Origin of the sequence: Streptomyces xinghaiensis S187, from assembly GCF_000220705.2 — a bacterium.
GTDB classification, from domain to species: domain Bacteria; phylum Actinomycetota; class Actinomycetes; order Streptomycetales; family Streptomycetaceae; genus Streptomyces; species Streptomyces xinghaiensis.
The window spans coordinates 992,774-1,015,892 of sequence record NZ_CP023202.1; the positions used below are offsets into that span (position 1 = coordinate 992,774).

At 72.2% G+C, this 23,119-nt stretch carries 15 protein-coding genes, 1 tRNA gene and 2 pseudogenes; 11 read left to right on the top strand and 7 right to left on the bottom strand.

The window, feature by feature from the left end:
- The first annotated feature begins 337 nt into the window (after positions 1–337).
- Positions 338–808 carry a hypothetical protein gene (locus SXIN_RS04280; RefSeq protein WP_019710735.1) on the top strand — a complete coding sequence of 157 codons (471 nt, stop codon included), beginning with the start codon at positions 338–340 and terminating at the stop codon, positions 806–808.
- A 269-nt stretch (positions 809–1,077) separates the two neighbouring features.
- On the opposite strand, the gene SXIN_RS04285 is transcribed toward SXIN_RS04280, so the two are convergent.
- Together SXIN_RS04285 and SXIN_RS04290 are read right to left on the bottom strand one after the other, a co-directional pair.
- Entirely contained in the window at positions 1,078–2,430 is a 1,353-nt protein-coding gene (locus SXIN_RS04285; RefSeq protein ID WP_157916246.1) for a NucA/NucB deoxyribonuclease domain-containing protein, read from the bottom strand.
- An 84-nt stretch (positions 2,431–2,514) separates the two neighbouring features.
- A protein-coding gene (locus SXIN_RS04290; protein ID WP_238153927.1) for an IS5 family transposase occupies positions 2,515–3,314 on the bottom strand; the annotation gives its coding sequence in 2 pieces (ribosomal slippage) (positions 2,515–2,976 and positions 2,979–3,314; 798 coding nt in all).
- Positions 3,315–3,880: 566 nt separating this feature from the next.
- On the opposite strand from SXIN_RS04290, the gene SXIN_RS04295 reads away from it, so the two are divergent.
- The 7 genes and pseudogenes from SXIN_RS04295 to SXIN_RS04325 all read left to right on the top strand — a co-directional run bounded on the left by SXIN_RS04295 (position 3,881) and on the right by SXIN_RS04325 (position 10,660).
- The gene (locus SXIN_RS04295) at positions 3,881–4,711 is read left to right on the top strand and encodes a hypothetical protein (RefSeq protein ID WP_019710739.1); all 831 of its coding nucleotides are present in this window, start codon (positions 3,881–3,883) and stop codon (positions 4,709–4,711) included.
- Between the two features lie 506 nt (positions 4,712–5,217).
- Complete coding sequence (locus SXIN_RS31925; RefSeq protein WP_238153670.1) at positions 5,218–5,451, top strand: pilin; 234 nt, start codon at positions 5,218–5,220, stop codon at positions 5,449–5,451.
- A gap of 416 nt (positions 5,452–5,867) precedes the next feature.
- A pseudogene (locus tag SXIN_RS33125) lies at positions 5,868–6,791 on the top strand (TrbL/VirB6 family protein); the annotation flags it as partial.
- A complete protein-coding gene (locus tag SXIN_RS31470) occupies positions 6,736–6,873 on the top strand; it encodes a hypothetical protein (RefSeq protein WP_019710742.1) in 138 nt (45 codons plus the stop codon). The pseudogene SXIN_RS33125 and the gene SXIN_RS31470, both read left to right, overlap by 56 nt.
- A gap of 579 nt (positions 6,874–7,452) precedes the next feature.
- Positions 7,453–8,451, top strand: coding sequence for a PrgI family protein (locus SXIN_RS04315; RefSeq protein ID WP_019710743.1), 999 nt, complete (start codon positions 7,453–7,455; stop codon positions 8,449–8,451).
- Between the two features lie 407 nt (positions 8,452–8,858).
- Entirely contained in the window at positions 8,859–10,037 is a 1,179-nt protein-coding gene (locus SXIN_RS04320) for a hypothetical protein (protein WP_019710744.1), read from the top strand.
- Between the two features lie 113 nt (positions 10,038–10,150).
- Positions 10,151–10,660: a hypothetical protein gene (locus SXIN_RS04325; RefSeq protein WP_019710745.1), complete on the top strand. Its 510-nt coding sequence runs from the start codon at positions 10,151–10,153 to the stop codon at positions 10,658–10,660.
- 288 nt (positions 10,661–10,948) lie between these two features.
- Here the strand turns inward: SXIN_RS04325 and SXIN_RS32690 are convergent, their stop codons facing one another.
- Together SXIN_RS32690 and SXIN_RS04335 are read right to left on the bottom strand one after the other, a co-directional pair.
- Positions 10,949–11,077 (bottom strand): hypothetical protein, encoded by a 129-nt coding sequence (locus SXIN_RS32690; protein WP_272951792.1) that lies wholly within the window; start codon positions 11,075–11,077, stop codon positions 10,949–10,951.
- 859 nt (positions 11,078–11,936) lie between these two features.
- A tRNA-Pro gene (locus SXIN_RS04335) sits at positions 11,937–12,010 on the bottom strand.
- Between the two features lie 200 nt (positions 12,011–12,210).
- Between SXIN_RS04335 and SXIN_RS04340 the strand changes: the two genes are divergently transcribed.
- The gene (locus SXIN_RS04340; RefSeq protein WP_019710747.1) at positions 12,211–12,501 is read left to right on the top strand and encodes a YiaA/YiaB family inner membrane protein; all 291 of its coding nucleotides are present in this window, start codon (positions 12,211–12,213) and stop codon (positions 12,499–12,501) included.
- Positions 12,502–12,721: 220 nt separating this feature from the next.
- Here SXIN_RS04340 and SXIN_RS04345 read toward each other — a convergent pair whose 3' ends face one another.
- The gene (locus SXIN_RS04345; RefSeq protein WP_019710748.1) at positions 12,722–13,111 is read right to left on the bottom strand and encodes an MmcQ/YjbR family DNA-binding protein; all 390 of its coding nucleotides are present in this window, start codon (positions 13,109–13,111) and stop codon (positions 12,722–12,724) included.
- A 530-nt stretch (positions 13,112–13,641) separates the two neighbouring features.
- Between SXIN_RS04345 and SXIN_RS04350 the strand changes: the two are divergent.
- Both SXIN_RS04350 and SXIN_RS04355 read left to right on the top strand, forming a co-directional pair.
- Positions 13,642–16,928, top strand: a pseudogene (locus SXIN_RS04350) (amidohydrolase family protein).
- Positions 16,929–17,137: 209 nt separating this feature from the next.
- Positions 17,138–17,890, top strand: a complete 753-nt coding sequence (locus tag SXIN_RS04355; RefSeq protein WP_039823106.1) for a nucleoside/nucleotide kinase family protein — start codon at positions 17,138–17,140, stop codon at positions 17,888–17,890.
- Positions 17,891–18,329: 439 nt separating this feature from the next.
- Here SXIN_RS04355 and SXIN_RS32695 read toward each other — a convergent pair whose 3' ends face one another.
- Together SXIN_RS32695 and SXIN_RS04365 are read right to left on the bottom strand one after the other, a co-directional pair.
- Positions 18,330–22,751, bottom strand: coding sequence for a trypsin-like peptidase domain-containing protein (locus SXIN_RS32695; protein ID WP_095756605.1), 4,422 nt, complete (start codon positions 22,749–22,751; stop codon positions 18,330–18,332).
- A 55-nt stretch (positions 22,752–22,806) separates the two neighbouring features.
- Complete coding sequence (locus SXIN_RS04365; protein ID WP_019706385.1) at positions 22,807–23,118, bottom strand: trypco2 family protein; 312 nt, start codon at positions 23,116–23,118, stop codon at positions 22,807–22,809.
- Position 23,119: the final 1 nt, after the last annotated feature.

A 23,119-nucleotide genomic window follows, 5' to 3' on the forward strand; every position in this document is an offset into this window, starting at 1 on the left:
GCCGGGGTCCAAGGTGACGTGCCGCAGGGTGCGCCAGCTCTGCTTGCAGGTTCGGCAGCGGCGCATTTCCCGAGTGCACGGATGCTGTTGGCCAAGGGTTCGTGGTTCCCGTGCATGCGAGCTTGCTCAGGCTGGCTCTTGAACCGCGGGGACTGGGACGAGGGCCCCAGTCCCGGCAGATCACCGTCAGGACGCCTGTCCTCCATCCGCAGTTACCGCGACAAAAACTCAGGGGAGGTGTATGCGCATGCGGCCTACGCTCCATCGTAGGGTGGAGGTTTCTCTCGGCTAGGGCCCATGGCACGATTCCTGAGCGGCGCGAATGAAGGAGTGAACCATGGCGGTGTTGATACGGCGGCAGGAACTGGAAATTCCAGTAGATTTCCACGGGTTCGCGTTACAGGAGTACGACGACATGGAGGTACCTGTTCCGTTTCCCGAAGAGCGAGCAGAGCTCGAGAATCCGCCGTTCCTAACCCCCTATGAGATGCGCTTGGACGTCTACAGCGCGGGCCACACCCATACTGCGGTCCTCATCGTCGAGGTCTGGGACGGAGAGCCCCCAGCAGACAAGGGTGCGCGGTTGGAGGCTCGGGACGAGGCGGAGATCTTCTCCGTCACCGGACAACTGTCCGTTGAGGTCATCGCGGGGTGCGCCAAGGATACAGTGGAATTGGGAGCCCCCGACACTCTGTGGAGGGTCCGCCTGTGCTCCACCGGCCGTGCGGAAGTGGCACGGCTCGCCCAGGTGGGAGTGCCGCACGGTGTCGAGCGCTACACCGCCAGATTCTGGCCCGTCCGCCCCTGAAGTTCGACCCGCGGATGGTGAGGGGGCGGAGCAGCCTCTCGCCCCCTCACCATCCGGTATCACCCGTGATGGGACTGCACCGAGTTCGCCAACACAAGCAGCGTTGCTCCGTTACGGCTCACGATGCCCAAGCTCCACGGGGCAAGGACGCCCCTATTCACAGACGGGTTTCCCACGCAGGCGCTGGGGGCACTTGGCCCCGATGCCTGGATCGTCGTCGTTGCCCAGGGAGGCTTAGAGAGCGGCGTTCCCCCTGCCGCGCCTTCCGACTATGAGATATGGACGGAGTAAGCGTCCACTTCATGGTCGATGTCTTCCTTTTCGTCTATGTACCCATCGACGATCCGGTTCCTGTTAAGGAACGACGCCAATATGTTTCCTGCGGCCCCGTTGTCCGATTTCCGCAGCGGCCTGGCGGAATAGTTGTCTTTCGCCATAGAGGTGTTGTACCTCGAATGAGCAGCACCTTCGTATGTGCTGGCGAAGGGGAACTCATCGCACTCGCGAGGTCCGGCGGGGTCGCTTGTGGCGTAGTCGCTTCCCCAGTACTTGGTGCACGTCGCGACCGCAGTACTGCGGTTGGCATTCCGCCGCTGCTCATTGTGGTGCAGGCGATGCAAGGGCTGCTTGGTGCCGAACCCGGGGACGATCTTGTCCGGGTTCTCCGGCTTGGTGGTGGCGGGCCTTCGGTGCGCGTCATCCAAGTGCTGGGCAACGGCCTGCTCCGACGCGCCGGCTTTGGCGTTGTAGGGAAGGTAGACCAGTACCGGAAACGCGGCGCCGCCGGCCTTCTTGGGGTTGCCTCCGCCGTTCTTGTTGAACAGGTAGGACGCCTTATCCCACTGGGCGATCAGGAAGCCCACACGGGTCCTGCCCGTCTGGGGCGGCAGGTAGGGGGCAGGGAACGTGACAGTCACGAACGGCTGGTATGCCATGGTGACTACGTCATCCTTGCCCCTGCCCTCGCCGGGCTCGTGGAGCATGGTGTGCAAGTACTCCGGGTTGGCCTTGAGCGCGTCGAAGCTCTTGGTCGGCGGCACCTCGCCACCTTGCTTCTTGGTCGTCCGTGACGGCCAGGTCTTTAGGTCGGCATCAGTGTTGATCTTCAAGCCGCTCGTCCGCGTCGTCCCGGCCTTGAAGAAGTCGGTGAAGAGATACCGGTAGTGAACGGTGCGATCGGTACGGCTCGGCACCGTTGAGATGACCCAGAGGGTGAAGGAGCTCTGGCCCACCGGCCTGCCGTTCTTCGCCCAGGTCTGCACGAACTGCGTACCGGCGCACATCGCGAAACGCGACTTGAGGTAGAAGACCTTTCCACCTTGCAGGCCTTGTTTGCACTCTCCCTGCGTCATGGTCCGCGACGGCTGCGGATAGGTAGCCGCCAAGGGAGAGAGCTCACCCCGGGCCTCGGCCGACAGGGACGACGGTGTCTGTGCCACCGGTTCGCCGACCGTCGCCGGACCCACGAACTCGCGCGGTATTCGAGCCTGCGCCTCCCTTACGGCGAAACGTTTCTGCTCACCAGCGTCAGCATCTGCGCGCAGTTCCGCCAGCGTCGGCGGCTGCGCACCAGGCGGCAGGGCATGGGTGCGGACAGTCAAAGAGTCCGCCGCCGTCGGCACGACATCCGCCGAGGCATGGCCCGCGCCGACAATCGAAGCGGTGAGCAGGCAGAGAACGGCCCCAACTGCCCCTAAAAGGTCATCTCATTTGGTGAGTCTGCGGTAGCAGATGAGGGTGCAGGCGATGCTGGTGAAGGCGAGGAAGTGGTCGGCCTTGCGTTCGTAGCGGCGGTGGAGTCGGCGGCAGCCGGTGAGCCAGGCCATGGTGCGTTCGATGGTCCAGCGGTGTCGGCCGAGTCGCTGTGAGGTCTCGATGCCCTTGCGGGCGACGCGGTGCCGGATCCCCCGACGGGACAGCCATTGCCGCAGGTGACGATAGTCGTAGCCCTTGTCGGCGTGGAGTCTTCCGGGCCTGCGCCGGCGGGGGCCTCGTCGGGACCGGATGGGCGGTATGCCCTTCACCAGGGGGATCAAGGCCTGGCTGTCGTGCACGTTGGCACCGGAGATCCCGACGGACAGGGGCAGACCCGTCCGCTCGGTGATCAGGTGGATCTTCGAGCCGTACTTGCCCCGGTCGACAGGATTCGGACCTGTCAGGTCCCCCTTTTCAGAGCCCGCATGTTCACCGAGTCGATCGCGCACCTCGACCAGTCCAGGTCGCCGTGGGAGCCGAGTTCGTCGAGGACCAGGCGGTGCAGCTTGGCCCACACCCGGGCCTTCGTCCACTCGGTGAACCGGCGGTGGGCCGTCGCGCCGGACGGCCCGAACGACGCCGCGGGCAGCTGCTGCCACGTGCACCCCGAGGTCGCCACGAACACGATCGCCGCCAGCACCTCCCGGTCACCGTGGCGACGCCGGCCGCCGCCCTGAGGCCGCGACGGCGCCTCCGGCACCACCCGCTGGAACAGCCCCCACAGTTCGTCCGGCACCAGCCGCTCAACAATCCCCGTCACGGCCAACAGCCTACCCAGCCAAATGAGATGACCTCTAAAGCACTTCTGGCTTGCATGTTCCCCCAATGCATGGTTGAGAGCGGAAGCGCAGAAACAGCACCCCCACTGGTCACACAGACTAGCCAGAGCATCACTCAGCGTGTCAAAGAGGTATTCAGCCGAGACGATCTAACGACTGGCTCGTTGTGAGTGCCTGACCCGTAGGTGCCAGAAGAGAAGGGGACGGTCTCGGAGGTGCTGACCGACGAGGTGTCGGCTGGAGGAGCAGACCTGGTCGAGTGGTGGCCGCTCACCCGGCCACCGTGGACTGGAGACATCAGCGTCTCCCAGCAGCCATGTCTCAAAAACCGCCGGGCAATTTCCTGTTCGATCCCCCGACCCCCAGCACGTGTAAAAGTGCTGGCTGTGTCGGGTGAGCCAGTGGCGAGCAGTCGCACACACCGTGCCACTGGATCGCCTGCGGCACGGTGGCGGCTCGCGGTCGGTCCGCCCGTGGCGCTGGGTGGTGACAGGAGTGGCGGCAGACGTTGTCCGCCACTCCTGCAAGGAGCAGTGCCATGCACTACACCGCACGTACCGTCCACCGTCGCGTTGCCTGTGTCCGGTCCTCGGGCCGTTCGCCCCTGGGGGCTCTGGAGGAGGCTTTCCTCGCGCTGGCGACGGCGGCCTCGCCGCTCACGTTGCCTGCTCATCTGGTCTGCGAAGAGTCGGAGCAGTCGGCGCTGCCCGTGGACCAGTTCCGGACGCGTCTCGCCCACCCCGCCACGTCGCCGGCCCAGCGTGAGCGGAGCTGGCGTGAAGTGGTTCGCCGGGCTCAGCAGCTCGGTGAGCCCTGGGGGACCGTCGCCGTTGCGATGGCCGTTCCGGTGCTCCGTCGGGTGCTGGCCCGGCTGGCGCGGCCGGCTCATTTGGAGCGTGCCGAGGTCGAGCAGGAGGCGCTGGCTGCGGTTGCCGTTGCTGTGCGCTCGGTGGACGTGGACGCTGCCGACGTGGGTCGGGAGCTGTTCGCGGCGGCTGACCGGGCCGTGCACCGTCTGGCGTATGCCGCTCGCCGTCAGGCTGCCCGTGAGACCGGGTCGACGGCAGTGCGTCTGGGGCGGCTGGCCCGCTTCGAAGGCCGGCCGGGATGCCAGGACGCTGCTGATGCAGCCGGGGTCGTTGGCGCCGGCCGGCAGGAGGACGAGTACACGGTGCTGGCCCGTGCCGTCCGGGCCGGGGTCGTGGGCATCGCCGAAGCGCGGCTGATCGCGCGGACCCGGCTGGATCGTGAGCCGATGCAGCGGCTGACGGAAGAGCGGGGTGTGAGTGTGCGTCAGCTCTACCGTCACCGCGCCGCTGCCGAGCAGCACCTCAGCACGCATCTCCGGGAGCAGCTGCGCGAGCAGTAAGGCGGCTCCAGGCCGGGGAGAATCGCGCCGCTGGTGTCAGTGTGCGGCTTGGGGATCTCTATTACCGGTGAGCGGCTGCCGTCGGATGCGTGCCATGCACCCGACGGCAGCCGCCCAGTGAGGGCCCGGGTTTGTACCACCGCGGGCCTGTCGTCGGGTGGGTGAGTGCGGCCGTCTCGTGCTGACACCCGAGCTCCCTGTTCCGTCGCCGTCCGTGAGGAGGCCGGCCCCGGGCAGGGGAACTCCGCGCTCACCTCACCTCTGCACCGTCCCTCGCACGGCCCGCTGTTCGCGGCTCGTTGCGGCTCCCGCTGGTCTGTTCGTCTCTTCTGTCGTCCCTGATGTGTCTCTTGGAGGTGGTTCGTCATGCTCGGAGGGCTCTGTCCAACGGGTCGGTTGTCTGTTCTCCGGGCAGGCCGCCGAGCAGCCCGGGTGGGCTTGACGACGGTTGTGGCCGGCGTCGTGCTGGTGGCGGATACGTGTGGGCGGTCGCGGACATTCCCACCGTGATCACGAACCTGCGGAACTGGATCGTCGGGCTCCTCGCCGGGCTCGCCACCTTGTTCCTGACCTTCGGCGGGCTGCGGTACCTGATGGCCGGCGTGGACCCGGGCGAAGTCGAGGCCGCCAAGCGGGCCCTGAGGGCGGCGGCCATCGGCTACGGGCTGGCCATCCTCGCGCCGGTGATCGTGACCGTGCTGCAGGGCATCGTCGGTGCCGATGGCGGGGGCGGGCAGTGACTCGCGCCCCGTGCTCCGGCCGGGCGCTTCTTCTGCTGCTGCCTGCGGTGGGGCTCTTGGCTCTGGTCGTCCTGGCCGCTCCGTCCGCCTCCGCGCTGGCGGCGGGCCGTGTGCCTCTGGCACCGGCGGCCCCGGAGCCGCAGCCGGCCCCCGGTCCTGCCGCTCCCGCCCCGGAGCCGGGTCCGGACCCGAGGCCCGCCCCCGAACCAGGTCCGACCCCCGCGCCGGATCCTCCCGCCGCCGCACCCGGACCATCCCCGCCGCGGGAACCGTCGCCGGGGCCGACTCCGCCGGCGTGCGAGGTGGACGACTTCTCCTGCGCGCCGCAGGAGGGCGGCCTCGGGGACCTCTTCGACGTTTCCGGCATGGTCGTGAACGCGATTACCTCGTTCCTCGGCATGCTGATCGAGCAGATCATGAAGCCGGTTCGCGAGCTGCTCGCTGATACTTTGCTGGCCACGCCCGATGTCACCCAGCACGCCGACATCAAGAAGCTGTGGGCCACCATGCTGGGGATCACGGCCGGGATTTATGTGCTGTTCGTGACCGCGGGCGGTGTCACGGTCATGGGGTACGAGACCGTCCAGACCCGCTACGCCCTCCAGCAGATCCTCCCCCGGCTCCTCTTCGGGATGGTCGCCGCAGCCACCTCGCTGACCGTGATGGGCAAGGCGATCGGCCTGTCCAACGCCCTGGCCCATGCGGTGATGGCCAGCGACATGTCGGACGCCGGGCAGGGCATGGTGGAACAGGTCCTGCCCTTCGCCCTGTTCGGGGCCGCCGGGCTGAAGCTGTATCTGCTGCTTCTGGCGACGATGATGATCGCCTTGGTGCTCGCGGTGCTGGTCGGCTTCCTCGTGCGCGTCGCCGTCATGGCGCTGCTGGCCGTGGCCGCGCCGCTGGCCCTTGCGTGCCACGCTCATCCGCTGACCGATCCGGTGGCGCGGCTGTGGTGGCGGGCGGTGGCCGGTTGTCTGGTCATTCAGGTCGCGCAGTCGATGACGTTCATCCTGGCTCTGAAGCTGTTCTTCGCTCCCGGCGCGACAGCTTTGGGCATTCCGAAGTCCGACCAGCTCGGCACCATGCTCGCCGGAGCCGCCCTGTTCTGGGTGTTGTTCAAGATCCCGGGTTGGACCCTGCAGGTGGTGCTGCGCGGGACGCCGGCGCACAGTCCGCATGCGCCCACGGGTGTGCGGATGCTCAAGCACCTGGCGATGTACCGGCTCATGGATCACTACCTGCCCGGGATGCAGCTGCTGCGGCGGCGTCCCGGAGGTGGGCGGGGTGCCGGCGGCCTGGGTCCGGGGAGCGGTGGGCTCGGCGGTGGTGGAGGTGGCCCGGGCCGGGGTGGAGGTGGTGGTCGGGGTGGCGGTGGACGGCCCTTCACACCGGGCCCGCCTGGGCGCGGCGCCGGGTCTGTGAGGAGGGCGCGAAGTGCGGGTCGTGCGTGGTTGTCCCGTGGTCGCGTCGCCGTAGCAGGCCCTGCTGCACGCCTGCGCTCCATGGGCCGGCCGGCCGCCGGAACGCCGTCGGGTCCGAGCCCGAGCCGGGCAGTGCCCGGCAGCAGTACGAGGTCGGAGCCTGCCGGGACCAGTGCTCCACGTGCCGAAGCCCGGCCGCTGACCGCCCGGTCGCCCCGGGCTCGTGGCCCGGTCTCTACTTCCCTTGCTTCTCCTACTCGTACACCGAGAGGTCCCCGCCCCGTGATGCATCCCGCCCGAGCCCGCCGCGTGCGGCAACTGGCGCTTCCGGTGGCGGCTCAGCGTGTTCCGTCCCGGCCGCCCCGGCCCACGCAGATGTGGCTGCCCATCCGTGCCGAACGCCTTCCCGCGCGCTCCCGTTCCGAGCGTGGCCAGCCCGCTCCCCCGCCTCTGCCCTCCGCTGCCTCGGCATCGCGTGGCCGTCAGCTCGTCCTTCCCATTTCCGCGCCCCGCGTGCGGGTGCGTCCGCCGCGGCCCCATGCAGCTGCGGCTGCCTCTCGAACCCCGGAGGTGATCCGGCATGAACCAAGCCGACGACCCGGCGGACACGGTGCAGGCCACGCGTGTCCCCGCCGATATCTCCCGCCCCGACCGCATCCTCGGTCCCTTCACCGCGCAGCAGACCGCCGTCATCGCCGCCGCAGCAGTGGTGCTCTATGCCGGATACTGGGCCGCGCGGCCGTTCATGGCACCGGTCGCCTACGCCGCACTCGTCGTCCCCGTGGCCGGGGCGGTGGCCGCGCTCGCGCTCGGCCGGCGGGAGGGCGTCGGCCTGGACCGCTTCCTCCTCGCGGCCCTCGCCCATGCCCGTGTGCCCAAGCGCCGGGTGCACGCGCCCGAAGGCGTGCCGCCGCTGCCCGCCGTCGTCCCCGGCCACTGGGCTAAGGCCGCAGGCCCGCCTCCGGCCGCGCTGCGCATGCCGTACGACGGCATCACCGCAGCCGGAGTGGTCGACCTGCGCGGTGAGGGTGTGGCCGGGCTGGCGACCTGCTCGACCGTCAACTTCGAGCTGCGCTCGGGAGCCGAGCAGCAGGGCCTGACGGCCGCGTTCGCCCGGTGGCTCAACTCCCTGACCGGCCCCACCCAGGTGCTGGTGCGCTGCCACCGGATCGATCTCGCCCCGCTCGCCGACAACCTCCAGCAGGAGGCCGCCGCGCTGCCGCATCCCGCTCTGGAGCGGGCCGCACGGGAGCACGCCGACTTCCTCGCCGACCTCGCCGCGGGCGGCAATCTGCTGGGGCGACAGGTCGTCCTGATCGCCCGGGAAGAGAGCCCGGCGCACGGCCTGCGGCACGGGATGAACGAGGAACGGGTGCTCCAGCGCCTCGACGAGGCCACCCGCACGCTCGCAGCCGCCGAGATCACCGTCACCCCTCTGGGCGCCGAGCAGACCGCCGACCTGGTCAGCGCGGCCTGCAACCCCGACTCCCCCACCCTGCCCGGCCTCGGATCGGAGGCGGCCCCGCATGACCCGGTTCTTCCTCAACCGCCGCCCCCCGGCACAGACACAGGTGTGTGATGCCGGCCAGTTGCTGGAGGCGGCGAGCCCCGAGGCGGTCGAGGTCCATGCCCGCGCTCTGGCCGTCGGCGCGCAGCCGGCCACCGGCATGGCAACCAGGGGTGGCGAGCCGTGGGAGTGCCGAGCCGCCGTCGGGCCTCTGGCGCCGTGCACGCCGTTTGCCGATCCTCCTGCCGTAGTCGGCGGCCGGCCCGGTCACCGGACCGCCCGCCCGAACTGGCTGGGTGGGGGCGCGGTGGGTGGCAGGGGCGTGGGCGATGCTCCGTGGTTGACCTCGGGGATCACGCCGAAGACGAGGACGCACGAGGCGTCGATATGGCCGGGCCGTGGACGTCGGTGGGCATGCCACACAGAGGCGGAGTGATCCGGTCGGTCATGCTGCTGGAGAGCGGCCGTAGGCTTCCCCTATGAGTTCGGTGCGCGCCCGAGTGTGGCACTTCACGGTCGAGTGGGGAAGCGCCGGCGCGGAAGCCGTCCAGGCCGTCGAGATCGGGCAGGGCCCGCTGCCGGTGTCCTTGGCCGCCGTGGTCAACATCAACGCGCTCGCCTGCGACCTGCGCAGGACGGTCGACCAGCGTGTGCGTGACCACGAGACCAGCCTTCTCCTCAGCTACATCACCAGCAGCCCGGGCACCGGTTCGCTAGGGGTCGACTGTTCCGCGCTCGACTCGAGCTCCGGCCACATCCGGCGCTTCGTCAGCGAGTGCACCGGGCTTGGGGTGATGACATCCGCCAGTGAGACACTCTTCGACTGGAAGCCTGGGGCCAACGGCCTCAGCAGCTTCGATGTCCTGCCCGGGAAGCTCGTCGGAACCTACGCGAAAGGGGGAGTACGGCCCGACCTGCTATACGACTTGGCCGCCGGTCCGCTCGCTGGCGAGGCACGGGGCCGACGCCGCGACCGCGAGCAGATGCTGCCGGCAGGCCAAGGGACCCAGCCGCAAAAGGCACGCTTGGCGAAACTCGCGCAGTGGTCCGTCGACCACAACGAGCACGCCTACTTCATGAGTTGGGTCTGGCTCGGCACGGGCGGCGTTTATGTCGACATCTTCCTGCCCGACGACTCCCCGGCCACGGCCGGACTTAAGACCGGGTGGATCGATGTACCAGGCAGCGCACAGCCCTGGCGGTTCCGTGTTCCTCGGCCGGATCCCCGTCGGCGCACGGTCCTGGAGCCGAACCCCCTCGCGGCCGGGGCAGACCCCGCGCCCGAGTCCGGCAGCGAGGGCTTGGCTTATGCAACCGGAGCCGCCGCCGAAACGGCGGTCAGGCGAGCCGCGGTAGCGGTCGAGGCGGCGATGAACCAGTCCTTCGCACGCGAAGACACCACACTCGGAACGTTCTCCGGCGCAGAGGTCCGCGGCCGGTGGATCCGCGGCGACGCGGTCGGACCGGCACACTACGAGGTCCTGCTCGGCGTCCTGGGCGAGCGAGTGCCGGTGGCCCATCGGGCCCAGCGTCGCCGACTGGCCTCACAGAGTGACCGGCTCGATGTGTTCCTCGAGGGCCGCCTCTTGACCCTCGTGAAACCGATCGACAGTCCGCGGCCGAGCTGGGACCGGATCCGATCAGAGCTGCTGGAGTAGACGGGTCGCAGGTCGGCTGCGGCTCTGCTCCACGTCACATACCCCCCTCTAGTCGCCTTGCGGCAAATGCCGTGCTTCCCGGGGACGTTGTCCGCGATGGTGGCGTGGTGCGAGTGGCCCGACTGCTGATCACGGACTTCCGGGGCTGGAAGTCCCTCGATCTGCGCCCCCGCGATCACGCGGTCGTGGCCGGCGTGCCCCGCGCTGGCCGCAGCGATGTCATCGAGGCACTGGCACGGGTACTAGACCCGGAAGCTGCACACGGCTCCTCCCTGTCGGATCTCCACCAGACTGCGCCGGTGGAAGGAGAGGGAGAGGACCAGACCCTGCCAGCCGCCGCCGAAGCCGCCATGCGACGTGACTTCACCCATGACGCCATCCGCACTGCCACCACGGCAGGACGCATCTTGGTCACCGACTACGCCGACGGCCACAGTCATGCCGAGGTCATTGACCTCACACGCCGGGCCCGGAAGGACGGCGAGACTGTCGGCATCTTCACCCACACCAACGTGGCGGCATCCAGCCTCTCCGACGCCCTCCTCGCCGACGGCCTCGTACACGAGCAAGCCGGCCTCACCGAGGCACAGGTGAGGCCCGCGCTGCGCAACTCTCCCTGGTGAAGTGCGCACTAAGCCTTCCCGACTCCGAGGTTCTCCGCGCGCCGGCCGTCTACGTCCAGGCCACGGAGCGCAAGGGCAACAGGGTGGTTCCGCTCGCCCAGCAGAGCTCAACCCGGCGACGAACGCGCCCCTGAACAACGCGCACGGGACCTGCGAGCCTCAGTCGGCGAAGGCAGTCAGCCCGACATCGCGCGACTTGCCGAGGTGATCACGAATGCCTACAGCACGGTCGGAGCCGCCCGTCGCCAGGAGACCTGGCTTCATGCAGCCCGCCAGACGCGCATCGCCCTACATCACGCCGAGCAAGGCTCCTTCGACGTTGCGGCGGTCGAGCAGGAGCTCCTCCGCGTACGCGACGAAGCCCTGGTGGTGGCAGGCACGGCCCGACGAGCCCCGATCCAGGTCATGAACCTCCACCAGACCAAGGGTCGGGAAGCCGACATCTCTCTGCCATGGATGCCGTAGACCTTGACGTAGGAGTTGGGGCGAATGTCAGTGAGGACGAAGTCGGGGAAGACGACGTCGCTTCCGTCGTAGCGCCGGGTTTGACGTAGGACCGGCCGCCGTGGAACGGCCTACCCACCCGATTCGACCCCGGACGCGCGGGAAGGAGCGAACACCGCTCTGACCAGGACCGGAGGGGTGCGACAGCACAGACCGGCCTGTACGCCGGGTACGGAGCGCGACGGCCGCCGTCACCATCGGCGGCCGCAAGCCCCACGTGGCCAGGAGGTTCACCCTGCTCCGCCCCTGAAGCACCCCTGGAAGGCCGAACGATGAGAGCTTGGCAGAATGCTGAACGTCCCTGTACGGCACGGCCCTTGTGGGAGTGCCCCGTCTGCGGCCGAACGCCATGAGGCATTGGCCGCCCCCGACCCGGGTCACCAGCGCGAGTCCAGCGCCCCGTCTCCCTCCTGGCCTGCGCAGATCCCGGGACCGGGGCGTCGGCGAGGAGCACGGTGGTCCCTGTCGTATGGGGAGCGGCGCCGGTGCTCCCAGTCGGGAAGAGGCCGGTGAACGGACAAGGGGTTCTTTGGCCGGTCGCCGGGCGGATCGGTCCGGCACGGGTGGTTGACCGCGGGGGCGAAGGGTTGACGGGGGCGTGCAGTGGCGCGGTATGGCCGGCTACGTCTACCGGATCGGGTGATGGACGAAACGGGCGTGGTTGACACGTCTGGGAGGTGGGAGCGCGAGGGCTCCCCGTTGCCCAGCCCGGGAACGGCAAAGGCCGTTTCCGCTACCCGCGGAAACGGCCTACGACCTGCGAAAACGCCGGTCGGGACGACAGGATTTGAACCTGCGACCCCTTGACCCCCAGTCAAGTGCGCTACCAAGCTGCGCCACGTCCCGGTGCCCGTGCGGCCTGGGGTTTCCCCCTTGCCGACCGCGCAGGAGAAACAATACCGCACCCGGCGGGGTGCTTGCCCACCCCATTCCGGTGGCAGGGAGTGAGCGGCCGGGAGAACCGCGCGGGGGCCGGGAGGGGCCGGGGGACGGGGATGAGTACGGCTACTCATGTGCCTGAGCGGTGGAGCGGCGACTCTACCGGCATGAGCACTCCCATCGAGCGGCCCACGACCACGGCGTTCTTCGTGCAGGCCGCGATCTCGTTCGCGATCTCCCTGGTGGCGATGTCCTTCGGCATCGCGAAGCTGCCGCTCGGCCCCTGGGAGCGGGGCTTTCTCGCCCTCGGGCTGGTCTTCGTCGTGACGTCGAGCTTCACGCTCGCCAAGTGCGTGCGGGACCGGCAGGAGGTCACGGAGGTGTCCAGCCGCGTCGACAAGGCGCGGTTGGACAAGCTGCTCGCCGAGCACGATCCCTTTGAGACGAAGAACCTCTGACGGGCGGCGGGGGCACCGGCGGAGGCCACCATCCGTTACGCGCCTGCGCCGTACGGTTGCCACTGTTACTTTCCGTGACATCCCCTCGGGGCGTCCAGGACGCTGCGCGGGTGCTCCGGCCGCCGGTCCGGTCGAGGGCACCCGGTTGCGGCAACCCGCGTGTGCCGTTCGGGAGCGCGCCCGTTCGTCCGGTGACGAGGCCGCGTTCCGGACGGGGGTGTCAGTGATGGGACGGCTTCGGCGGCCGGCCCGCGGTCGCGTCCCGGAGGTCCGGGTGCGCCTCGGCGAGGGCGCGCGGAGCGGCCTGGCGCCAGGAGTCCAGGAGGATCGCGCGCAGCTCGGCCTCGTCGTCCAGCGCGGCGAGGCGGACCCGCAGCCAGGCGTAGTGCTCGTCGTGGCCCTCCCGGACGAAGAACTTCTCCGGTTCCGCGGCGATCAGCTCCGCGCGCTCCTCGACCGGGCATTTCACGCCCACCGAGGCGTCGTCGTCGGCGAGTGACGCGAAGATCTTGTTGCGCACCCGGAAGGTCGGCATGCCCCAGGCGAGCTTCTCCTGCGTCTCGGGGAGGGAGAGGGCGATACGGCGGACGTCCTCGGCGGTCGTGGTCATGGCGGCGCTCCCATCGGTTCGGGTCTGCGGCTGTGTGGGCTCCGGACGTGACCGACCGTAGGTGCCGCCACTGACATCGACGCTCATGCCCGGGGGCCCGGGGGCCCGGGGTCGCGGTTCCGCCGTTGGGTGCCCCCTCACGGCTTTTCCCGCGTCCGCCCGGGCCGCCGGGCGGGCGCCGGTGTGCCGAGGCAGGCCCGTCGCGTGTGACGTGTGTGACATGCCGCACGCGTCAGCTCTCGCGGGGCTGGGCAGAGTGGTGAGGCGCTCGTCCGCCAGCGGCGGTGTACGGAGGCGGCCACCGGGCCGCGCCCGTTCCCGCCTTGCCGCTCCTCCGCCCGGACTCCGTCCGGCCCCATACGGGAGGCCCGTTGGACACCACCGCATCCGCCCGCGCCGTCAGCGTCACCGGAGACGCTCCTGATCCTGAGGTCTCGGACACACCCGCTGTCTCCGGAGTCTCTGGTGTCCCCGGCGCTGATCCCGCCGCCGGCGCCCCTGGTGGTCCGCCGGCCGCCGCAGACGAGCCCGTGCCCTTGTCCCGGCGGCGCTTTCTCCGCGCCGCCGCCGGTACCGCCGCGGCGGGCGCGGCCGTCTCCGGAATCACCCCCGCATTGCCCGTGGCTCCGGCCTCCGCCGCACCCGCACCCGCCCGGCGCGTCCCGCTCTCCCTCACCACCGCCACCAACGGTGCCGGGACTCTCTCCCCCGGCGGCGGGCGACTGGTCGCCGAGGTGCAGAACGTCCTGTGGTCCGTACCCATCGGTGACAGTGGCGGTGACGGTGGCCATGGCCGTGACGGAAGCGCCGCCGGCGGTGGCTCCACCGGAGATTCAGCGGGCTCCGCCACCGCTCTCACCCCGCCCGGTCTGGAGCCCACCCGCCCCGTGTTCTCACCGGACGGCGAACTGCTCGCCGTCTGCGCGTACCGGGGCGGCGGCTTCCATCTGTGGCTGCTGCGGCCCGACGGCTCCGGCTTGCGCCAGCTCACCGACGGGCCGTGGGACGACCGCGGCCCGGCCTGGTCGCCGGACGGCACCCGGATCGCCTTCGCCTCCGAGCGCGGCGGTGACCCGGTGGCCGGCAGCCCGTACCGGATCTGGACCGTCCGCGTGGCCGACGGCCTGCTGACGCAGCTCACCGGGGCGGACGAGCGGAAGGGGCCCGGCCATGAAGACCCCGGCCGGGAGGGCCCCGGCCAGGAGGGCGCCTGGGAGGACTTCGACCCGGTCTGGTCGCCGGACGGCCGCCGCGTCCTCTTCGTCCGGGCGCGGCTCGACGGGGCCGCGCTCGACGCCCGGACCATCGCGTCCGTCCCCGCCGACGGCGGCGGCCCGGTGACCGCCGAGCACACCGATTCCTCCACCGCCCAGCTGATGACCCCGGCCGTGTCGCCCTCGGGCCGGCTGGCGTATCTGCGCACCACGCCGTTCCCCGACGCCTCCTGCACGCTGGTCGTGGACGGCACCGAGGTTCCCCTGGACGGTGACGTGGCGCCCGTGCCGCCGCGCTGGACCGGTCCGGACGAGCTGCTGCTGACCATCGGCGGCCGCTTCCGCCTGGTGCGCCCGGACGCCCCCGGTCCCGGGCGGGAGATCCCGTTCACCGCCACGATGGCCGTCACCCGCCCCCGCTACCGCGTCAAGCGGTACGACTTCGCCGGTCACCGCGCGCGCCCGGTGCGCGGCATCCATCTGCCCGCGCTCTCGCCGGACGGCCGCCAAGTCGCCTTCGCCGCCCTCAACTCGCTCTGGCTGGGCAGCACTTCGGGCGGACGCCCGCCGCGCGGACTGGTCCGTGCCGAGCCGGCCTGCTTCCTGCTCGGCCCCTCCTGGGCGCGCGACGGAGCGTCGCTGGTGTACTCCGACGACCGCGACGGGCTGTACGCCGTCCGCCGTCACGACCTGCGCACCGGCGCGGAGACCGTGCTCGCCCGGGGCGGCCGGGTGTTCCCGGCGCTGTCGCCCGACGGCGGCCGGCTGGCCTCCCTCGACCTCGGCGGTCACCTCGTCGTCACCGATCTGGGCAGCGGTGCGGAGCGGATCCTCGCCGCTCCCCTGGGCAGTGGCGGCCTGCCCGGCCGGCCGAGCTGGTCACCGGACGGCCGGTTCCTCGCCCTCTGCGACCGCAACCGGCTCAACCAGCGCTTCCGCGAGGGCTACAACCTGATCCGGGTGGTCGACGCGGAGAGCGGCGCGGCCCGGCTGCATCCCGTCGCCCCGCATGTCTCCCTCTCCGACCGCTACGACTCGGGCCCCGTCTGGTCTCCGGACGGGCGTTCGATGGCGGTCATCGTCGAATCGGCGCTGTGGCTGCTGCCGGTGCGGCCCGACGGCACGCCCCGCGGTGAGCCGCGCCGGCTGACCGACGAGGCCGCGGACCACCCGTCCTGGTCCGGCGACTCCCGCACGCTCCTCTATCTCTCCGGCGACCGGCTGCGCCTGCTCGACGCGCGCGGCGGCGGTACGCCCCGTACGGTCCGCGTCCCGCTCGGGCACCGGCGCCCGCCGGCCGCGAGCACTGTCGTGCACGCCGGGCTGTTCTGGGACGGCACCGGCGAGCGGGTCCGCGAGGACGTCGATCTCCTCGTACGGGACGGACGGATCACCGCCGTCGAGCCGCACCGCGCGGGACGCGGGGCGCGGCGCCGGATCGACGCCTCGGAGCGCACGGTCCTCCCCGGTCTGTGGGACGCCCACACCCACCCCTGGCAGAGCACGTACGGCGGCCGCCAGACGGGCACCCAGCTCGCCTACGGCATCACCACGGCGGTCTCCCTCGGCGGCTTCGCCCACGAGCAGGCGCGGCTGCGGGAAGCCGTCAACGCGGGCGCGCTGGCCGGTCCGCGGCTGCTGACGGCGGGCGAACTGCTGGACGGGCCGCGCGTCTTGTACAGCATGGGCCGCGGCCACCGGACGCGCGCCGGGCTGCGGCGTTCCCTGGAGCGGGCCGCGGCGCTCGACTGGGACTTCGTGAAGACGTATGTGCGGGCGCCCGGCTGGGTGATGGAGGAGGCCGCGCGGTTCGCGCACGACCGGCTCGGGGTGCGCTGCGGCAGTCATCTGCTGACCCCGGGGATCCAGCTCGGGCAGGACCTGACCACGCATCTGCAGGCCACCCAGCGGCTGGAGTACGGGCACGCGACGACCGCGACCGGGCACACGTACGACGATGTCGTCGAGGTGTACTCGGCGGGCGGGGACTTCCATCTGCTCGCCACACCGTTCACCGCGCTGTGGCTGCTCGGTACCGATCCGGAACTGGCGCGCGACCCGCGCGTGACGGCGCTGATGCCGCCGTGGGACGTCGCCGTGGTGACGGAGCAGGCGGGCCTGCCGCCGTCGGCCGCGCAACTGGACACCCTGGGCAAGGAGATGGAGGTGTACCGGCGGGTGCTGGCGGCGGGCGGGCTGGTCGCCCTCGGCACGGACGCGCCCCTGACGCCGGTGGGCCTCCATCTCCATCTGGCGCTGCGCGCCCTGCACCGCAGCGGGCTGTCGGCGGCACGGACACTGCGAACGGCGACCGTGCTGCCCGCGCGGGTGTTCGGTGCCGAGCGGGATCTGGGCACGCTGGAGCCGGGCAAGCTGGCGGACATGACCGTGGTGGACGGTGATCCGTTCACGGACTTCGACACGCTGGTGCGGACGGTGTCGGTGGTGCGGGGCGGGGTGCCGTACGAACAGGCCGACCTGGTACAGCAGGTGACGGGCCCCGGTGAAGCGGACCGGCGGTCCGCGGCGGTGGGGCGGACTGGGCAGCGGTCGGCCGGCAGATGCGCCGGGACGGCTGCTGCGACGCGGGCCCGGCGTGGTGACGCGGCGGGTGCGGGGACACGCGGTGCCGGACGGGCCGCCGGGGGGACGTGGACCGAAGCCCGTCGGGGCGTGCGGCACGACGGCCGGGGGCGTGCCGCGTAGGGGCGCGCCCCGTACGGAAGCCGCGAGCCGTCGCCCGCTCCTGCCCGGCAGAAGCGATCTTCACCCCGTCAACACAACTGGCCGCTTCACTCGATAGATTCAACCCATGGAATTGCGACCCGCTGGACAGGCGGACGTGCGTCACTCGGCTTCGACATGGCAGCAGCCCACCCCGCCCGCCGCCTCACCCCGGCGGAGCGCCCTCGTCGCGCTGCTCGCCAGGCGCGTGGCGGGGCTGAGCGGCGGACGTCTTCTCGTGGGGATCGACGGCTTCACCGCTGCGGGCAAGACCGGCTTCGGACACGAACTGGCCCGGCACATCGCCGCGGCCGGACGCCCGGTGCTCCGTGCGACGCTCGACGACTTCAAGAAGCCGTGGCGTGACCGGCACCTGTACGACCGGGAGTCCGGCGAGGGCTACTACCGCAACGCGTACGACTACGAGGCGGTCGAGCGCCTGCTGCTGCGCCGCTGCCGCAGGCCCGGCGAGACCTCGGCCGTGCTGTGCTCCATCGACCCGCTCACCCAGCGGGACCACTCCGACCGGCCCACGCCGCTCACCCCGGACACGGTACTGATCGTGGACGGCGTCTTCGCCTTCCGCCCGGAGATCAACACGTACTGGGACTTCCGGATCTGGCTCCACGTGGCCCCGGAGGTCTCCGTCCGCCGGGGCGCCGAGCGCGACCGGGAGCGGTCCGGCGCGGATGCGGAATCGATCCACCGCGACCGGTATCTGGCGGCGCACCGGGTCTACCTCCGGGAGGCCGACCCGCTCCCCGGGGCAGACGTGGTCATCGACAACACGGTCTTCTCCGACCCCCGCGTGGTGAAGAACCCGGCGGCCCTGCCGCTCTGAGCGGGCGACCGGACATCGCTCCCCCGGTGTGCGGTCCACCCCCCGGTGTCCGGTCCGCCCGGGTGCCCGCTCCGCCCCCGGACGGACCCGGCGGGCCGCGCCGACGCAGGGGGTGGCGGCCCAAGCCGGTCCGTGCGCCCACGGCGGTGGTGACGGTCGCTCTGTCCCTGTGACGCCGTGCCGGAGCGGGCGCGGTGCCGGTTGTCCCCGTGCCCGTGGTCCCGGCGCCCGTGGTGCCCGTGGGCTCGACCACGGCACCTGGCTGTGGTTCAAACTCCGGTTTCCCGATCCGTGCGGTACCGGTCCCGTGTTCGGTGACCCCGGCGCCTGCGGTGCCGGTCGTCGTGCCGGTGCCCGAAGTGGCCCGTGGTAAAGCGTGGTTGACAGCGACAGCGACGGGTCAGTGCGGTACGGAACGGCGCAGTGGAGCGCGGAGCCGTCAGCCGCCGGCCGCACCCCCCGCGAACCCGCTGTTCCCCGCCGCCGAGGCCGCGACACCGGCACCAGCCGCCCCGGGGACACTGTTGTTGCTGCCGGGCCCGTGTGCCCGGTCGTCCGGGCCGGGGCGGGCGAACACCACGTCCGCCGCCGCGCGCACCGCGTCCGGTTCCAGCTCGGCCAGCAGCGGCAGCGCGTGGTACCAGCCCTCGGCCGCCAGCACCTCGCCCAGCAGCCGGCGGGCGCGGGCCGTGCGTTCGCGCGCACCGCCTTCGGCGGGCAGCCCGGCCGCGCCGATCCACCGGCGCGTGATCCACGCCGCCTGCCCGAACAGTGCGCCGTCACCCGGAATCGCGAGCACCGGTCCGGCCGATCCCACCAGCACGGCCGCGAGTTCAGTCAGTGCCGCGCCGCGTTCCCACGCGTCGTGGATCTCCCGGGCCAGTTCCTCCGCGCCCGCGAAGTCGCCCTCGGCCGCGCGCAGCAGAGCGGCGGGGCCGTAGTCGCCGGGTTCCGGCCAGGGCTCGTCGCGGGGGTCCGGGGGACCGAGCAGTTCGCCGGCATCCCTCCGCAGTTCCCCCGGCAGAAGAGGCAGGATCGCCTCCAACTGCTGGCGAGAGAACAATAGTTCGGTCGGTGACGCGGCCTTCACGGCCCGTACCAGGCGGCCGGCCATGCGCCGGGCGCGGGCCGGGGAACGGTTCCCGAGGGCCGCCAGCAGGAACGGCAGTGTGCGGACGGCGTGGTCCGGATCGTCCTCGTCCGGGGGCCGGGCCACCGTGCAACCGCTCTCCACGGCCGCTGCCAGGGATTCGGCGGCCGCGCGGTCGTGGTCCCACAGGAGCGAGGAGAGCAGCGCCGCATGCACGGCCCGCTGCTCTTCGGTGAGCGTGTCCGCCAGTTCCCGCGCCTTCGCGACGGCTCCGAGCCGCTGCAGCGCCACCGCGACGGCGATCCGCGCGCGCCCTTCCGGCGGGCCGCCCCCGGCGCCGGAGGTCTCCAGCGCGCCCTCCAGCGTCCGGAGGGCCGCATCACTGTCGGTGGCGCCCCGGCGCACCGCCGTCTCGGCCAGGGCCCACCACCGCAGGGCCGGCTCCCCCATCGACTCTGCCGTGCGCCCGGCTCGCTCGTAGTCACCCACGACCGCCAGGGCCTCGGCGAGCCGGACGAGCGCCGCGTCCTCCAGGCCGACACCGGCCGCCGGTCCGTACAGCGCCTCGGCCGCCGCGTCGAACAGTTCCGTCGCACGCCGGCGGTCCGTGCCGAGCAGATGCCCCGCGACCGTGCTCAGCGCCGCGGCGGCGTCCGAGGGCCTGGCGAGTCCGGCCGCGCAGCGCACCGCCTCCTCCGGGTGGCCCTCCTCCGCGAGGGTCCGGACCAGCGCCAGACGCAGCCTGTCGGCGTCCCGGCCCTTCACGGCTCCGTCTTCCAGGATGCTCAGGGCCCGGTCGGGGCGCCCCCGGCGCACCCAGGCTCCGGCGATGGCCTCGCTCCTGCGCCACGCCGCCCACGAGGACCCCTCGGCCGGAGACCGGGCGGCGAAAGCGGCCGCCTCCTCCGGCAGGCCGCCGAGAGCCAGCGCCACCACCGTGTCGGTCCGGGGGGTCCCGCCGTGGAACACGGCAAACGGCTCGGGGCCGAGTGTGCATGAGTCCGCCCATCGCGCCAGGGCGCGCGCGAGCCGGACCGCCCGCTCCGGCCGGGTGTCCCCGAGCTCCGACACCGCCAGAAGCGTGACGGCCGGCGCCTGGATCCGTTCCACCCCGCCCTCCGCGGCCGTCCCGGCTTCCGCCTCGGCCTCGATCCGGTCGAGGAGCCGGTCCCTCCGCGGCTCGTCGTGGCCCGCGCAGGCACGGGCCACCGCGGCCAGCACCGGCGTCCGGAAGACGGGTGTCCAACCCTGCGCGGCCGCCTCCGCCTCGTCCAGCAGCCGGGCGGCCGTCCGCTCGTCGTACGGCCGCAGCGCGGCCGCCACCTCGGCCAGCGCCTCGGCCGCTTCGGGGGACATCTCCACGGTCTCGACGACGTCCACGACCTCGGGCGTCCCATCGGGGCCGTCCGGCCCGTCGCCGAAGACGGGCTCCCCGTCGACGTCCTTGAGCCGTTCCACCAGGGCCAGCGCCTCGTCCGCCCGCCCGCACGCGGCGAGGACGACCGCCGCGCCGCGGTGCAGGGGGCCGAGGTCCTCGTCCGGCGGCGACCCCTCCACGGGGAGGTGGACCGCCAAGTCCTCGGCCTCACGCACCAGTTCGACGGCCCGTTCCCGGTCCCCGCGGCGCGCGAGGACCCGGGCGACGCCCACCAGGGCCATCGCCCGCTCAAACGGGTCGTACACGCTGTGCGCGAGTCCTTCCGCGCGCCCGAAGTCCCCCGACTCGGCCACCACGGGCGGCAGTTCCGGCGGCAGCGCGCGGTTGCGGCCCGCCAGCAGGTCCCGCGCCGCCGCCAGGGGCGCCAGGTTCGCCAGGTCGTCCGGTTCCGTGTCGCGCAGCAGACGTATCGCGGTGTCGATCTCGGCGAGCGCGGCGGCGTCGCTGCCGGTGGCGACCCGGAGCCGGTCGTGCCGGCGGACGTCGGCGGCCAGCCGGGCGGCCCGCACGGCGTCCCCGAGGCCGGTGACCAGACGGCTGTACGGACGGAGGAGGTACGGCGGGGTGCTACGGGGCCAGCCGCGCTCCGCGTACCGGGCGGCCCAGCGGTGCAGGCGTTCCCGGTACCGCTCGATGTCGCCGCCCAGTTGGCCGAGGGCCGCGGTGTAGAGCGTCTCGTGGGCGAAGAGGTGGCCGCGGGTGGCGTCGGGGTCGTCCCGGGGCGCCGCCCGGTCGCCGCTGCTGCCGGAGTTGAGGGCGTCCGCGTAGTCCCGCACCCGCAGCAGCCGGCCGAAGGCGCTGCCCAGCCACTTCCGCAGGTCCAGGTAGGGCCGCCCGGTCAGCTCGTGCAGGTCGCGCGGGGTGAGGCTGCCGCGGGCGGCGGTGAACAGACCGACGAGTTCCCGGCCGAGTTCGTCCTCGCCGTAGAGCGCGTGGGACAGGTCCCAGCGGGCCTCGTCCTCGGTGTGGCGCGCGGCCTCGGCGGTCCCCAGCGGGGTGACGACGGCCGGGTTCCGCAGCGGGTGGCCACCGGGGACGTCCTGCGGCAGGCCCGGGTTGGGGCGGCTGGTGACGAGCACGCGCACCTGGGGCGGCAGCCGCGGCGGCAGCAGCGAGGCGATGCTCGGGCCGGTGCCGCCGGGGCGGGCGGACTGGTCCTCGTCCAGACCGTCCACGACGAGCAGCAGCGTGCCGCCGTCCCGGGCCACCCGCCGCGCGGCCTCCTCCAGGAGCAGCCGCCGCTCGCCGTCCCGGGCCATCGGCAGGGCGTGCGCCGACGGGGCGCGGCCGGCGATGGCGGCGAGCTGGTGGACGAGGGCCTCGGTGAAGGCATCGCTGTCGGACTGGCCGGCGAACCGGGCGGTGATGAAGAACCACACCGGTACGACACCGCGCGGCGGGTGCAGGGCGAACCAGGCGGCGAGCGCCGTCTTGCCGGCCCACGGCGGTGCCTGGAGCCAGCGGTACGGCTCCCCGCCGCCGCAGAACGCGACGAGCTCCGCCAACTCCTCCTCCCTGCCGTCCAGCCGCGGCGGGGCGATGTCCCGGAGCTGCGCCCGGTAGACGGACTCGGCGAGGGCGGAGGCCGCCGGGGGCAGCACGTCGGGCAGTGCGGCGGGGTCGAGCCGGGTGTCCAGGCACGCCTCGAGGGCGTGCAGTTCCGCCGGCGCGAGGTGTTCCGCCCAGCGGTCCACACGGCTCGCGGCGAGCCGGCCCGGCCCGTCGGTGCGGTGGTGTTCGGCGACGACGCCGATGACGTGGCCGCGGCTGAGCACCACGGCGCCCGACATACCGGACCACGGCGAGACAGCGGGACCGGCCGGAGGGACCGCACCGGCGGAGGAGACGGCCGGGCCGGGCTCGGCGGGCGGGTCGGTGCTCAGGTCGAGCGTGCCCTCGCGGCGGTTGGACAGCACGGCGCAGGTGGCCACGGCGTGCGCGGTGTCGCGGTGGGACGAACCGTCCGCGTCCCGGCGGAGTTTGAACAGCGGGAAGCCGACCGCGCTGCAGCGCAGGACCGCGTCCCGCTCGCCGATCCGGCCGAACGGCGGCAGCCACGGCGGCTGTTCGCCACCCGCCGCTCCGGGGTCCACCGACAGCACCGCGGCGTCGACGCCCTCGTGGCGCCACGTGACCTCGGCGTCGAGCGTGCGTTCGCCCGGCCGGTCGGCGTCGAACCGTACGCACACCCGCGCCGCGTCCGCGACCACATGGGCGGCGGTGAGCACCCGGCCGGGCCGGACCAGGAGGCCCGATCCGCGCCGGGTGCCGCCGCCCGCCCGCGTCGCGATGATCTCGGCGACGCGGGTGGCGTGCGACGGCTCGGTGTCCACTGGCCCCGTCCCGTTCCCGTTTCCCCGTCCGTTCCCGCTGCCGTCCCCGCCGCCGTCAGCGTTCGCCGTCGGCCTCGTCGCCCGCGATCAGGGCGGGCCCGGCGGGACGGCCGTCCTCGTCGGTCCGTACGGGCTGGAGGGTGACGGTGATCCGCTGGGTGGCCGCCCGGGTGAGGCGTCCCTCGGCGCCGGCCTCGACGACCCAGAAGCGGACCCTGCCGCTGCCGCCCGCCTCCCGGCCCACCTCGACGGCCGTTTCGACCTCGACCGGCCCGGCCTCGAACCGCAGCGCCCGCCCCTCGCCGTCCGCCATGGCGGACGTCAGCTCACGCCGCAACTCCCGGATCATCTCGGACAGTTCGATCACG

Coding starts and splice junctions, on each gene's coding strand:
- SXIN_RS04280 (WP_019710735.1), top strand. CDS start 338: ATGGCGGTGTTGATACGGCGGCAGGAACTGGAAATTCCAGTAGATTTC.
- SXIN_RS04295 (WP_019710739.1), top strand. CDS start 3,881: ATGCACTACACCGCACGTACCGTCCACCGTCGCGTTGCCTGTGTCCGG.
- SXIN_RS04315 (WP_019710743.1), top strand. CDS start 7,453: ATGAACCAAGCCGACGACCCGGCGGACACGGTGCAGGCCACGCGTGTC.
- SXIN_RS04320 (WP_019710744.1), top strand. CDS start 8,859: ATGAGTTCGGTGCGCGCCCGAGTGTGGCACTTCACGGTCGAGTGGGGA.
- SXIN_RS04340 (WP_019710747.1), top strand. CDS start 12,211: ATGAGCACTCCCATCGAGCGGCCCACGACCACGGCGTTCTTCGTGCAG.
- SXIN_RS04345 (WP_019710748.1), bottom strand. CDS start 13,111: ATGACCACGACCGCCGAGGACGTCCGCCGTATCGCCCTCTCCCTCCCC.
- SXIN_RS04355 (WP_039823106.1), top strand. CDS start 17,138: ATGGAATTGCGACCCGCTGGACAGGCGGACGTGCGTCACTCGGCTTCG.